A 14,249-nucleotide genomic window follows, 5' to 3' on the forward strand; every position below is an offset into this window, starting at 1 on the left:
CGACTGGTGTAGAGACAAGAAAGGGACGTCTTATGAAATTACTTTATACGGATATGTCTCAGGATTTAACAGAAATTCTGACGGAGCAGGCGTCTAGCTATGCTCAAAAGGGAAAGAGGGTTTTTTATATTGCTCCTAGTGCCCTATCCTTTGAAAAGGAGCGAAAGGTTTTAGAATACCTGCCTCAGTCAGCATCTTTTGACATTACGGTGACTCGTTTTACTCAAATGGCTAGGTATTTTATTCTCAATACGAGTAACCCAAAGACTCAGTTGGATGATACAGGTTTGGCCATGATTTTTTATAAAGTGTTGTTGCACATGGGAGATGATGAGCTCAAGGTCTATGGCCGTTTGCGTAAGGATAGCAACTTTATTAATCAATTAGTGGACCTTTATAAAGAGTTGCAGCAGGCCAATATGACAGTATTGGATTTACAGCATTTGGATCAGGTTGAAAAACAAGAGGATTTGGTAAGGATTTTCAGTGCAGCTCAGGACCTCTTGTTGGCAGGAGATTTTGACAATCAATCAAAGCTTAGTGCCTTCTTTAAGGAAATTACCTCAGGACATCTGGATGAGGCCTTGAGTAACACAGTTTTGGTCGTTGATGGTTTTACCCGTTTCTCGGCTGAGGAGGAGGCTCTGGTTGCACTCTTGAACGACAAGTGCCACCAGATTGTAGTGGGGACCTATACTAGTCAAAAAGCTTATAAGGCCAATTTTGTTTATGGCAATGTTTATCAAGCCTCAGTGGATTTCTTGAGGACTTTGGCTCAGACATATAAGGTGATACCCGACTACGTGACGACAGACAAGGAGGGCAATCTTTCTTTTGCGCGTATTAGTCGTCTTTTGGAGAGCCGTCATGACTTTAGTACGGTAGATGAGACGGTAACTGAGCAGGATAAGCATGCCCTGAAGGTTTGGGAAGTGGTCAACCAGAAAGAAGAAGTGGCCCAGGTTGCCAAGAGTATTCGCCAGTTGCTGGCAGATGGCAAGCGTTACAAGGATATTTTGGTCTTGCTTGGTGACGAGGAGAGTTATAAGCTTCACGTGGGGCAGATTTTCCGAAAATTTGATATTCCTTATTATTTCGGTAAGGAAGAAAGCATGTCTAGCCATCCTTTGGTGGAGTTTGTGGATTCGCTAGAGCGTATCAAGCGCTATAACTACCGTGCTGAGGATTTGGTTAACCTTGTAAAATCCGGTCTCTATGGTGGTTTTGCTCAAGAGGATTTAGACCTTTTTGAGTATTATGTCAATTTTGCGGATATCAAGGGGCGTCATAAATTCTTGTCTGATTTTACAGCTAATAGTCGTGATAAGTATAATTTAGACCAGATCAATGCCTTGCGGTCACAATTGATAGAGCCCTTGGACAAGTTTCTTAATAGTCGCAAACAAAAGGGATCTAGTCTACTCAAGAAACTGGTGGTCTTTTTAGAGGCCGTGCAACTGCCAAGTCAGATGGTTGAATTGTCCACCAAGGCCAGTGAAGCTGAAAAAGAACAGAATGAACAGGTTTGGAAGGCTTTCACTCATATCTTGGAGCAGGTTGAGACTATCTTTGGAGACGAATCGCTCTCAGTGGACGACTTTTTGTCTATCTTGCGTTCGGGAATGTTGGCCTGTGATTACCGTACGGTTCCAGCTACTGTGGATGTGGTCAATGTGAAAAAATACGACTTAATACAGCCACATTCGGCTCCGTATGTTTTTGCCTTGGGGATGACCCAGTCACATTTTCCTAAGGTGGGACAAAATAAGAGTCTCCTGTCTGATGAGGAGCGTAGTCGTATCAATGAGGCGACGGATGAGCACAGGAGATTGGATATTGTTACGCAGAGCAATAGTAAGCGAGGTCATTTTGTGGCTATGTCGCTTTTCAATGCTGCTAGTGAACAATTAGTGCTTAGTCAGCCACAAATTATAAATGAAAGTCAAGATGACATGTCGGTTTATTTGAAGGAGATTCTTGACCTTGGTATTCCATTGGTGGAAAAGGGACGCAATCGTTTCGAAGCAAAGGGGGACCAGATTGGGAACTATAGAGACCTTCTGTCGACTGTCATTGCCCTTAACAGTAGTCATTTGGATCTTGACTTGGACAAAGAAACCCAGACTTTCTGGTCGGTTGCTGTACGCTATCTCCGTAAGCGACTTGATAAGGATCAAGTCTTGATTCCAAAGGTGATTGACGATGTGACGACAACCAAGGTGGACGATCAGGTCATGCAGTTGGTCTTTCCGGAGGAAGAACCACTGAAATTATCAGCTACAGCTCTGACGACCTTCTATAACAACCAATATCTTTATTTCTTGCGTTATGTTTTGGAACTTGAGGAGCTAGAGTCTATCCATCCGGATGCTCGACACCACGGGACTTATTTACACCGAGTCTTTGAGCGTGTGATGGGTGATTCGTCATCAGAAAGCTTCGATGATAAATTGGAAAAGGCCATTGCTCAGACCAATCAGGATCAACCTTTTGAAATTCTCTATACCGAGGACCAAGAGAGTCGTTTCTCTCGTCAGATTTTGGAGGACATTGCGCGTTCAACTGCCAGTGTTCTACGTGACAATGCGGCGGTTAAGGTTGAGTGTGAGGAAGTCAAGTTTGACTTGCTTTTAGCAAATAGCATCAAGATTACTGGGATTATTGACCGAGTGGACCGTTTAACAGATGGTGCTCTGGGTGTTGTTGACTATAAAACAGGTAAAAATGTCTTTGATATTCAGAAATTCTACAATGGCCTAAGTCCGCAATTGGTGACCTATCTGGAGGCTCTCCGTCAAACCTATAAGGTTGATGCTGATCAACTTTTTGGGGCTATGTATCTTCACATGCAGGTCCCACAGCTTAACCTAGCTCAGATTGGTTTGGAAAAGCTAGCGGCTCAGGCTCATAAGGAATTGACTTATAAGGGACTTTTTGTGGCTTCAGAAACGGAGCATTTGACTGGTGGAAACTATGATCTGCAAAAGACTGTCACCTATGACAAGGAGGATTTAGAAACCTTGTTGGACTACAATATTAAGCTCTTTAGGAGTGCTGCTGAAGTTATTCGAAGTGGGAATTTTGCGATCAATCCTTATACTGAGGATGGCAAGTCTGTTCAAGGGGATCAAATCAAGTCTATTACTCACTTCGAGGCCGACCGCCACATGGGACAGGCTCGTAAACTCTTACGTTTACCCAAAAAGGGCAAGAAGGAAGCCTATTTGGAGTTGATGGCAAAAACTGAGGAAGAGAATCAGATGCAAGTTTCTGAAAATACTATCTCCTTTCCAGTCATTGATCATGCTGTGAGAGTAGACAAAAAAGACCAGGAGGATAACCATGTTGACTAAAGCTTTTTTAAGTCCAGCAGAGATTGAGGAACGTATTGCCCAAGAAGCAGCTTCTGACAAGGATCGCAAGTTAACACCAGAACAGATTGAAGCTATTTACAGTAATGGTACTAATATTTTGGTATCTGCCTCAGCTGGTTCAGGGAAAACCTTTGTCATGGTTGAGCGTATCCTTGATATGATTGGACGTGGCGTTGGTATTGATCAACTCTTTATCTCAACCTTTACGGTAAAAGCTGCAGGTGAGTTAAAGGAGCGTCTGGAAAAGCGGCTGACAAAGCATTTAGGACAGGCAGAGACGGATGAGGAGCGGGCATTTCTTTCAGACCAGATTGCCAAGATTGGGACGGCTGATATTGGAACCATGGATGCCTTTACCCAGAAATTGGTCAATCAGTATGGCTATCTCCTGGGTGTGTCACCTACTTTCCGTATCATGACAGACCTTGCTGAGCAGACGCTTATGAAAAATGAGGTTTATGCTGATCTCTTCAATGATTACATGCAAGGAAAGGATGCCCAACTTTTTCAAAAATTGGTCCGTAATTTCACTGGACATAGCAAAACTAGCAAGGCTTTTCGTGATTTAGTTTACGATATTTACAGCTTTTCTCAGGCTACTGCAGATCCTGAAAAATGGCTACGTCAAAATCTCTTGAAAGGACAGATCGAGGCTAAGCCAGAACAGGCTAAAAATGAGCTTTTAGACAGTCTTAAAGATGGATTGTTGGCTGATTTCCTAGCTTTCTTAAGAGACCATTTAGGTATAGCTCAGCGTGAATTTGCCAAGGCCAAGTATCTGAATAATGTGTCAGATGCCATTATCCTTCTTGAGGGCTCCTTGATTAATGACCAAACTGATATGGAGGACCTCCTCAAACAACTATTGACTCTGTCAGGAGGTACTGGTTTGACCAATATGACCCGTCCTAAAGACGAGGAACTCAAGGCCTACAAGGAAGCATACAACAAGACCAAAAATGAGTTTGTGGCTCAGTTGCGAGAGGTCGATACTCAGCTCACCGTTCTGGAGGTTTTGGCCAAGCATAATGATGATATCCTACCTATGTTGGAGCTACTTCAGTCCTTTGTACTTGATTTTTCGGATCAGTATTTACAGGCAAAGATTCAGGAAAATACCTTTGAATTCTCGGATATTGCCCACTTTGCTATCCGTATTTTGGAAGAAAATCCAGAGGTGGCAGTCAGCTACCGGGACCGTTACCATGAAGTTATGGTGGATGAGTATCAGGACAATAGCCATACTCAAGAACGAATGTTGGAACTTCTATCTAACGGCCATAACCGATTCATGGTGGGAGATATCAAGCAGTCCATTTATCGTTTCCGTCAGGCAGACCCTCAGATTTTTAATGATAAGTTTCAGCTTTTCCTTGAAAATCCTGATGCAGGTAAGCTGATTCTCCTTAAGGAGAACTTTCGTAGTCAATCTGAAGTCCTTGATGCGACAAATGGTGTTTTTAGCCACCTCATGGATCAGGCAATCGGGGACATCCTATATGACAAGACTCATATGTTGGTAGCAGGTAGTCAGAAGCAAAAAGAGCCCCATCCTGAAAATGAAACTGAGGTTCTGATTTATAATAGTGATGAATCTAGTACGAGTGAGGATGAAGAAGGTCCTGATCAAGCTATCAGCAGCGGTGAGATTTCCTTGGTTATCAAAGAAATTATCAAACTTCATGAGCAGGGTGTACGTTTTGAGGACATCACCCTCCTAGCACCGAACCGTAACACCTATCTGGACTTGATGGTAAGTTTCGAGGAACACGGTATTCCCTTGGTTCCTGACGAGTATAAGTCAAGCTACCTAGAGTCACTAGAAGTTATGATTATGTTGGACACCCTTCGTGCTATCAATAATCCTCTTAACGATTATGCTCTCGTTGCTCTCCTTCGTTCACCTATGTTTAACTTCAACGAGGATGACCTGACTCGTATCGCAGTTCAGGCTGACAAAGGCCAATTCTATGATAAGCTTCTTGCAGCTCATACCAAATCAGGCCTTCATCCGGAAGTTGCGATGCAAGGACTTGATGCCAAGTTGACTCTCTTCACAGAGACTCTGGCAGATTGGCGTGACTACAGTAAGTGTCATTCGATTTATGACCTCATTTGGAAGATTTACAACGACCGTTTCTATTATGATTACGTCGGAGGTCTTCCACGAGCTGAGCAACGCCAGGCCAATCTTTATGCCCTTGCCTTGCGTGCTAATGCTTATGAAAAGACAGGATTTAAGGGGCTTTCTCGTTTTATTGGCATGATTGATAAGATTATTGCTAGCGGTAACGACCTAGAGGAAGTGACAGATTTGGTTCCCAAAAATGCCGTTAGCCTCATGACCATTCACAAGTCCAAGGGGCTAGAGTTCAAGTATGTCTTTGTCCTGCAGATGAATCGCAAGTTCATTGGTCACAGCAAGGATGGCCTGAGCGGTAAGTATATTATCAATCGTGAAAAAGGGCTTGGTATTAAGTATCTAGCTGACCTCAAAGACCAGATAAACACCAATTTGCCTAAGTTAAATGTTGTTCTTGAGACCTTGACCTTCCAGGAAAATCGTAGGGAAGAGCGCAGGGCAAGTATTTCAGAAGAGATGCGTCTACTCTATGTGGCAATGACACGTGCAGAGAAGAAACTCTACCTAGTTGGTAAGGGAAGTAAGGAAACCTTAACCCAGAAGTATGGCACTGATGTCGAAAATAATCGCCTACCAGTGGCTCTACGTGACCAGATTGCTACTTATCAGGATTGGATTATGGCACTTGATACTGCTTTTATGAGAAAGGACCTCAAGTTTACTGTTCGCTTTGTTGAGGATGAGGAGTTGACGCCAGAGGCTATTGGACAGGTTGAAGTCAAGGCAGCAGTAGATGCTGATGATCTATCTAACAATCGTCAGACGGAAGATATTAAGCGTGCTCTAACTGTCTTAGAAAGTGTTGAAAAACTCAACCAGCTTTATGCACCAGCGATTGACCTGCCATCTGTGCGTACGCCGAGCCAGCTCAAAGCCTTCTACGAACCTGTTATGGATACCGAAGGGGTGGATATTATGGACAAGAAAGAGGAAGTGCAACTTCTTGAGACTACCACTACCTTTGAGCTTCCAGACTTTGGGCAAAAAACTAAGGTCACTGGAGCTGCAGTTGGTTCAGCCACCCATGAACTCATGCAACGCTTGATTCTTTCTGACAAGGTGACCCTCCAAGATTTGACACAGGCGTTGAGTCGGGTATCGGCAGATGATCAAGTTAAGGCGCGTGTGCAGTTAGAAAAGCTACTAGGCTTCTTTGACACCGAACTTGGGAAGCTCATTCTAGCTAACCGTGGTAAGTTGCGTCGTGAAGCACCATTTGCTATGTTGGCAGAAGATCCCGCTAGTAAAGAAGACTTTGTCGTCCGTGGTATCATCGATGGCTACCTTCTTCTTGAAGACCGTATTGTCCTCTTTGACTATAAGACGGACCGCTTCACTCATCCTAGTGAACTTAAGGAACGTTACAAAGGGCAAATGAGCCTCTATGCTAAAGCACTCAGCCAAGCCTATCAAATAGATAAGATTGATAAATACCTTATTCTCCTAGGTGGAAAAGACTTGGAAGTCGTAGAAGTATAAGCTATAGCCTAACCATTCTTTCATGGTGAAAGAGTGGTTTTTTGTGTCTTAATCCCACCAAAAAAGACCGGTGTGCACACACCAGTCTTTTCGATAGATTTCCATCAGTATTGTAAGTTCGTTAAAATATTAGAGGATGGAAATAGTTATGAAAAAAAGTATCTTGTAGGTTGCTTAGGCCTACAAGGGCTATTATAACAAACTCATCTTAGTCTAAACAAGGTTAGAAAAATTAGAATTAACTGCCACAAACATTACTAGTTTTTAATAGTTAGGATCCATAATAGCAATAAATAGAGATAAAAACCGTCAGCATGAGACTGACGGTTTTAGTTTATTTTAATCCTAATATCAACTAATCAAAGGAACCACCCAATTGACCCAGGCCCAGGAAATAGGCATAACCAGAATCATGGCTGGAATCATATCTGCTGTTGGGAATTGACGCAGTTTCATAATACGAAAACCGGTCGCAATCATGAGGAAGCCCCCGCAAGCCTTAAAGTCTCCAATCATGGCTTTTGTTGTTAGAGGGAGAATGAAACCAGCACTCACAAAGAGGAGGAAGAAAACGATAAATTGTGGAATGGCAATCATGGAGACGATGTAGCCTAGACTACAAGAGAAAATCATAGCCGTAAAGAAATCTAGGATAGATTTAGAAATTAAGATAGAAGCATCGCCTGTCATCCCAGACTCAAGACTCCCGTAAATTCCTGTACCACTCGCACAAAAAAGGACGATAACTGTCAAGAGCTGCGCATAAAATTCATCGTGAGCTAACCCTGTTTGCTTGCTTGGTGTAATCTTGGACAAGCCTTTTTCCATAAGCCCAGCTCCCTTGTTGATGAGGTTTCCAAATTTTAGGGCCAGCCCAACGATGGTACCGATAACTACGGCAAAGATAACCGCAGGCATATTAACCATATTCATAATAGCGCTAATCCCCATTACCATAGAGGCTAGACCAAAGATAAGGTTAAGATTTTCCTTGAAATCGTCTCTGAGATAGTCCCCGAAGAGCCCTCCAGCGATTCCTCCTAAGATAATAGATAGCGAGTTGATGATAATTCCGCTTGGCACCAGTGATTTTCCTCCTATTTATTCTAAATACTATAAGTTTAGCATTATCAAAGACCGAATGCAAAATTGTCTCGTTTTTACAAACGTTTTATTGAAATTGTACCTTTGAAATGATACAATAAACGAGAAGATAACAAAACAGCGTTATCTAAAACTAGTGCTGATATTATTAGAGTATTGTCCATAAAAAACAAGGTAATAACTCTAATTTACAATCTAATATAAAGCGTAAAATGAGACTATTGTTAAATAGATTCTCAAGAAAGGATAAAAGATGATTCGTTTTGAACACGTAACGAAACGTTATGAAGATAAGGATGCTCTCTCAGATCTTAACCTCGAGATTCGAGATGGGGAGATTTTTGGTCTGATTGGTCACAATGGGGCTGGTAAGACCACGACTATTTCCATTTTGACGTCTATCATTGAAGCTAGCTACGGTGAAGTTTACGTCGATGATATGGCCCTCAGCCAACATCGTGATGCTATCAAGAAAAAAATCGCTTATGTGCCAGATTCACCAGACTTATTCTTAAATTTAACTGCTAATGACTATTGGTACTTTTTGACACGTATCTATGATTTGGAAGCTAGTCAGGTTGAGGAACGTTTGACTAATCTTATGGCTACCTTTGACTTGACGGAAAGTCGCTATAACCTCATTTCTTCCTTCTCTCACGGTATGCGTCAGAAGGTTGTCGTTATCGGTGCTCTTCTGGTTAATCCGCAGATTTGGGTTTTGGATGAGCCTTTGACTGGTCTGGATCCACAGGCATCTTATGATTTGAAAGAAGCCATGCGTAACCACGCTAAGGAGGGTAATAGTGTGCTCTTTTCAACCCACGTTCTAAGTGTAGCTGAGCAGCTCTGTGATCGTATTGCTATTTTGAAGAAAGGAAAACTCATCTTCCAAGGGTCTCTAGCGGAACTTAAGTCTCAGTACCCTGACAAGGATTTGGAAACTATTTATCTGGAAATGGCTGGACGTAAGATCGAGGAGGTGTAGTCATGAACTGGAACCATGTTTGGGAGCTTTTTAAAATTAATCTCCTCTATGCAAATCCTCAAGCAGTAACTAACCTACAGAAACGTCAGGAGAAAAAGAAAAAGGCTAATTTCTCCATCGTTAATGCCATGCTTAGACAACAACTCTTGATTTTAATTATTTTTACGGTTGTATATAGCTATCTTTTTGTAGGTGTCGATTATAAGGCCAATCCTGGAGTCTTAACCCTATATCTTTTGACATTTTCAGTCATGGGGCTTCTCCAGACTTTTACGGCTCTCTATAGTACCTTTTACGATAGTAAGGATAGCAAGGCTTATCTGCCTCTTCCCTTAAAGCCATCAGAAGTCTTTTTGGCCAAGACCTTGTCAGGTTCTATGGTTGGGATGACTTTCATGGTACCTATCCTTAGTCTTCTCATACTAGCTTACTGGCAATTTATTGGCCCGCTGGGGATAGTCGTGGGGCTGCTATCCTTTATCGTTTCTCTCTTTATCAATCTCGTTTTTTCAGTGATTCTGTCTAATAGTATTGGAACGCTGATTGTTCGCAGTTCTCGTCAAAAGCTCTATTCGACTATTTTGATGACCCTGTCAACCCTATTGATTATGTTCCCTATCATGATGGTTAGTTTTCTTAATGGTTATGTTAAGGGTGCTGGACATCTCGATTTTCCTTTGTTGCCTTATCTAAGAGGTTACTATGATGTGGTAGCTGCTCCTCTATCTCCGGAGGCTCTACTAAATTTTTATCTTCCTCTTATCTTAGTGCTTATCTTGGGCTTTTGGTTTTATAAAGTCAGAATGCCTCGTTATTTCCACGAAGCCATTTATAACAAAAAGGCTAGAAAGACTCAGGTAAAAGTTGTTACTCGAAGTCAAAGACAGGTCTTGGTTCGCCATCATTTATCTACTTTGGGAAACTCAACCCTCATTATCAATACCTATGTGGTACCAGTGTTGTATATGATCATGCTGGGTGGAGGTGCGTTCTTTTTGAAAGATTTAGGTCCAGACTATTTCGGGCTCATGCTTTTAGTCGGAATTGCCTTTGGTTTCTTTTCAGCGCAACCAACAAGTTTTCTTGGGGTGGCAACTTCCTTAGAGGGAACAAACTTTGACTTTATTCGTAGCTTGCCAATCAATACTGGTGACTATCTTCGTCAAAAGTTTTGGATTTTCTATGGCTTGCAAGTCAGTGTTTCCCTCTTATTAGGAGGACTTGGTTTAATATTCCTTGCACATCTCCATCCGGTTTTAGTACTGAGTTTCATCATTGGTTTCCTTGCGACAACCTATCTTGTAGGTGGCTATTTCTTTGAACGTGACCTTAAATTGTTAGAAGTGAATTGGCAGGAAGTCACTCAGCTCTTCAATCGGGGTGGCGGACAGTGGCTCTATATGGGTATCTTTATTCTTACAATTTTCATCGCTGCCTTGCTAGGAGGTATTGTCTTCTTTGCAAGTAAGTTCTGGATTGCCCTAGTTGTTAATGTTATAGCAACTGGACTTCTAGTTTTAATTGCTCTAATCATTTATCTTTTTGTTGATCGTAGACGTTGGAAACGCATTAGAACTATGTTTTTTACCTAGGTCAAATTGTTTAAAGAGTCTCTCTGATTGAAGGGATTCTTTTTTGATGGATAATACTGGATGTGTAAACCTATGCATTATATATGTTAAAATACAAGAATTTAGTATATAATCATAAACATGAAACGAAATTTTGACTCAGTAAAACGCCTAGTTATCAAAATCGGGACCAGCTCCTTGGTTTTGCCATCAGGGAAAATTAATCTTGAAAAAATCGATCAGCTAGCTTTTGTGATTTCTAGCTTACACAATAAAGGGATTGAGGTTGTCCTCGTATCCTCTGGTGCTATGGGATTTGGTCTTAATGTTCTAGATCTTGAGAAGCGTCCAGCAGAGGTAGGTAAGCAACAGGCTGTCTCAAGTGTAGGGCAGGTGGCCATGATGAGCCTTTATTCTCAAGTCTTTTCACATTACCAAACCAAGGTATCTCAGCTTCTTTTGACCCGTGATGTGGTCGAGTACCCCGAGAGTTTGGCCAATGCCATCAATGCCTTCGAAAGCCTCTTTGAGCTTGGAGTAGTTCCAATTGTTAATGAAAATGATGCTGTCAGTGTAGATGAAATGGATCATGCAACTAAGTTTGGGGACAATGACCGCTTGTCAGCTATCGTAGCTAAGGTTGTTGGTGCGGACTTACTTATCATGTTGTCAGATATTGATGGGCTCTTTGATAAGAACCCAAATGTCTATGAGGATGCAACCCTTCGTAGCTATGTACCAGAGATTACCGAGGAAATTCTAGCCTCAGCTGGTGCTGCTGGTAGTAAATTTGGTACGGGTGGTATGATGAGTAAAATTAAGTCAGCTCAGATGGTTTTTGAAAATCAAAGCCAAATGGTTTTAATGAATGGTGAAAATCCACGTGACATTCTTCGTGTCCTAGAAGGAGCCAAAATCGGTACACTTTTTAAACAGGAGGACTAATATGACATACGTTGATACATTGGGCCAGCAGGCCAAAGTGGCGAGTCGTCAGATTGCTAAATTGTCAACAGCAGCTAAAAACGACCTTTTAAATCAGGTAGCTAAAGCTCTAGTAGCTGAGAGTGACTATATTATCACTGAAAATGCTAAGGATATGGCCAATGCCAGCGAAAATGGCATTTCAAAGATTATGCAAGACCGCTTGCTCTTAACGGAAGACCGTATCGCAGGGATTGCTGAAGGTGTTCGTCAAGTCGCAGATCTCCAAGATCCCATCGGCCAAGTAGTTCGTGGTTATACAAATCTAGATGGTCTTAAAATTGTTCAAAAGCGTGTTCCCATGGGTGTTATCGCTATGATTTTTGAGAGCCGTCCTAATGTTTCAATCGATGCTTTTAGCCTTGCCTTTAAGACTAATAATGCCATTATTCTTCGTGGAGGACGTGATGCTATCAATTCCAATAAGGCTTTGGTTACGGTAGCTCGTAAAGCTTTGAAAAATGCAGGAATTACAGCAGATGCCGTTCAGTTTGTTGAAGATACCTCTCATGAGGTAGCCGAGGAACTCATGGTGGCGACCAAATATGTTGACTTGCTCATCCCTCGTGGCGGAGCCCGTCTCATCCAAACTGTGAAAGAAAAAGCCAAGGTTCCAGTCATCGAAACGGGTGTTGGTAACTGTCATATTTATGTGGATAAATATGCTAACTTAGATATGGCGACACAGATTGTCATCAATGCCAAGACCCAACGACCAAGTGTGTGTAATGCTGCAGAATCTCTCGTTGTTCATGCTGATATTGTAGAAGAATTCTTGCCTAACTTGGAAAAAGCTATTTTAAAAATTCAGTCTGTTGAGTTCCGCGCGGATGAAAGGGCTTTGAAACTTATGGAAAAAGCTGTACCCGCTTCACCAGAGGATTTTGCGACAGAGTTTCTTGACTACATTATGTCTGTTAAAGTAGTAGACAGCCTTGATGAGGCGATTAATTGGATTAATACTTACACGACATCACATTCAGAAGCTATCGTGACTCAGGACATCAGTCGTGCTGAGCAATTCCAAGACGATGTTGACGCTGCAGCTGTCTATGTCAATGCCTCGACTCGTTTCACAGACGGTTTCGTCTTTGGACTGGGTGCTGAAATCGGAATCTCAACCCAAAAAATGCACGCCCGTGGACCAATGGGACTTGAGGCCCTAACTTCAACCAAGTTCTATATTAATGGTCAAGGTCAAATTAGAGAATAACCCATCAAGCTCCATGAGGGGCTTTTTTGGTCAGTTTGCTAGAGTAAGACGCTTCTGATATATTGGGGGCATCAAAAATGAGGAGCTTTGGTGATGTTTAAAGACCAATAAAAAGCTTCGTGTATACAAAGCTAAAAAATGAGGTGATTTCATACGTCAGGTTATACTTGGCGTTTTTTATTATATTTTAAATTCAGTAATAAAATTCTAGATTAGAAGAGTATTGTTTTCCTGAAAAAATGAAAATATATTAAAAATAATCTATTAAATTTTTCAAAAAATACCCAAAAAAGTCTTGACAAATTTTCGGAGGGATAATTAGTGGGAGTTTTAATGTTTAAAAGTCAAGAGGAGTTTAGGATGAATTCTAAGAAAATCATTTCATCAGTTTCTTTGGCGACAGCTGTCCTTGCGACAGGTATCATTAGTCAAGAAGCACATGCTGATAGTGTTGATAATACTACTACGACAACAGCCAGTCAGGCACAGCCCCAGTTAGTTACCGCAGAACAATTTGCATCCGCAAAAGCAACATTTGAAAATAATCAAGAAGCTCAAGCACAAGCTCAGTCAGCGGCTGATAGTAAAAAGCAGACCTTTGGAGTCTGCTTTTTGGATACCTAAATTTTATCGAAAATAGTAATATTATTTTGATAATAATTTTTGTATTCAATTATAATTGCTAGTCTATTTTATGGTGTTAATTGTGTCAATTTCATCCCAATTTTATGGCTTTTAGTCTATTTTCATGAAAGTTTCATTTTTTTAAATATTGATATAAAGGGATTTGTAAGTATTGAGTATTTGTAGTTTTCAATAGAGAAATTCTCTAAAAAATATTGGATGGGCTATGTCGATTTCACGGGACGTTCAAGCTGCTCAGATTATTGGTTTGCCTATTTGGTCAATGTTCTGATTACATGGTGCCCATATATAGTGGTAGCAGTTGTTGGAATAATTTCTTCTTCAATTGGTTCAAGTGCTCTGGCAATCATTTCACTCATCCTTGGACTTATCATGTGGGTCTATACAATTGGTGAGTTCTTACCAGGTCTTGCTGTAATAGTTGGTAGTTTGCATGATACTGGATATACATGGCCTTATATTTTTACTATTTTTATTCCGTTTGTAGGTTGGATTATTTTACTTGTTTTGTTATGTAAGCCAACTAAAGTTGAGTCCCCATTTAACAACTCTTAGCGGTCAATCTCGTATGGAATATTGTTCTCGGTATTATGATATTTACTTCGAAACCAGGTACGAAATACCATCAAGATGCTTTAGGAAATGAATTGCTCGATTAATGGATTTTGAATAATGTGTAGGTAATCAAACCAATTTTTGAATTCTTTTAAAGTCGGTTTCTCTAATCCCCTAATCTTTATGTCAATATTGC

9 protein-coding genes are annotated in these 14,249 nt (G+C 41.2%); 8 read left to right on the forward strand and 1 reads right to left on the reverse strand.

Going from position 1 to position 14,249, the window contains the following annotated elements:
• Nucleotides 1-32: 32 nt before the first annotated feature.
• Together rexB and addA are read left to right on the forward strand one after the other, a co-directional pair.
• Nucleotides 33-3,353, forward strand: coding sequence for an ATP-dependent nuclease subunit B (gene rexB / locus MHH90_RS01620; protein ID WP_340725747.1), 3,321 nt, complete (start codon nt 33-35; stop codon nt 3,351-3,353).
• The gene (addA, locus tag MHH90_RS01625) at nt 3,343-6,996 is read left to right on the forward strand and encodes a helicase-exonuclease AddAB subunit AddA (RefSeq protein ID WP_340725748.1); all 3,654 of its coding nucleotides are present in this window, start codon (nt 3,343-3,345) and stop codon (nt 6,994-6,996) included. Before rexB ends, addA begins: the two co-directional genes overlap by 11 nt.
• A gap of 351 nt (nt 6,997-7,347) precedes the next feature.
• Here the strand turns inward: addA and MHH90_RS01630 are convergent, their stop codons facing one another.
• Complete coding sequence (locus MHH90_RS01630; RefSeq protein WP_014608678.1) at nt 7,348-8,079, reverse strand: DUF554 domain-containing protein; 732 nt, start codon at nt 8,077-8,079, stop codon at nt 7,348-7,350.
• Nucleotides 8,080-8,353: 274 nt separating this feature from the next.
• Here MHH90_RS01630 and MHH90_RS01635 point away from each other — a divergent pair, with 274 nt between their 5' ends.
• The 6 genes from MHH90_RS01635 to MHH90_RS01660 all read left to right on the forward strand — a co-directional run bounded on the left by MHH90_RS01635 (nt 8,354) and on the right by MHH90_RS01660 (nt 14,053).
• Nucleotides 8,354-9,085, forward strand: coding sequence for an ABC transporter ATP-binding protein (locus MHH90_RS01635; RefSeq protein WP_002891761.1), 732 nt, complete (start codon nt 8,354-8,356; stop codon nt 9,083-9,085).
• Between the two features lie 2 nt (nt 9,086-9,087).
• Nucleotides 9,088-10,677, forward strand: coding sequence for an ABC transporter permease (locus tag MHH90_RS01640; RefSeq protein WP_014608677.1), 1,590 nt, complete (start codon nt 9,088-9,090; stop codon nt 10,675-10,677).
• Nucleotides 10,678-10,797: 120 nt separating this feature from the next.
• Entirely contained in the window at nt 10,798-11,601 is an 804-nt protein-coding gene (gene proB / locus MHH90_RS01645) for a glutamate 5-kinase (RefSeq protein ID WP_014621941.1), read from the forward strand.
• Nucleotide 11,602: 1 nt separating this feature from the next.
• On the forward strand, nt 11,603-12,853 hold the full coding sequence (locus MHH90_RS01650) for a glutamate-5-semialdehyde dehydrogenase (RefSeq protein ID WP_113870479.1): 1,251 nt from the start codon (nt 11,603-11,605) through the stop codon (nt 12,851-12,853).
• Between the two features lie 333 nt (nt 12,854-13,186).
• On the forward strand, nt 13,187-13,477 hold the full coding sequence (locus MHH90_RS01655; RefSeq protein ID WP_014621939.1) for a hypothetical protein: 291 nt from the start codon (nt 13,187-13,189) through the stop codon (nt 13,475-13,477).
• 219 nt (nt 13,478-13,696) lie between these two features.
• Nucleotides 13,697-14,053, forward strand: coding sequence for a DUF805 domain-containing protein (locus MHH90_RS01660; protein ID WP_014621938.1), 357 nt, complete (start codon nt 13,697-13,699; stop codon nt 14,051-14,053).
• Nucleotides 14,054-14,249 lie beyond the last annotated feature (196 nt).

This window comes from Streptococcus sp. FSL E2-3488 (genome assembly GCF_038003585.1).
In the GTDB taxonomy this organism is placed as follows: domain Bacteria; phylum Bacillota; class Bacilli; order Lactobacillales; family Streptococcaceae; genus Streptococcus; species Streptococcus thermophilus.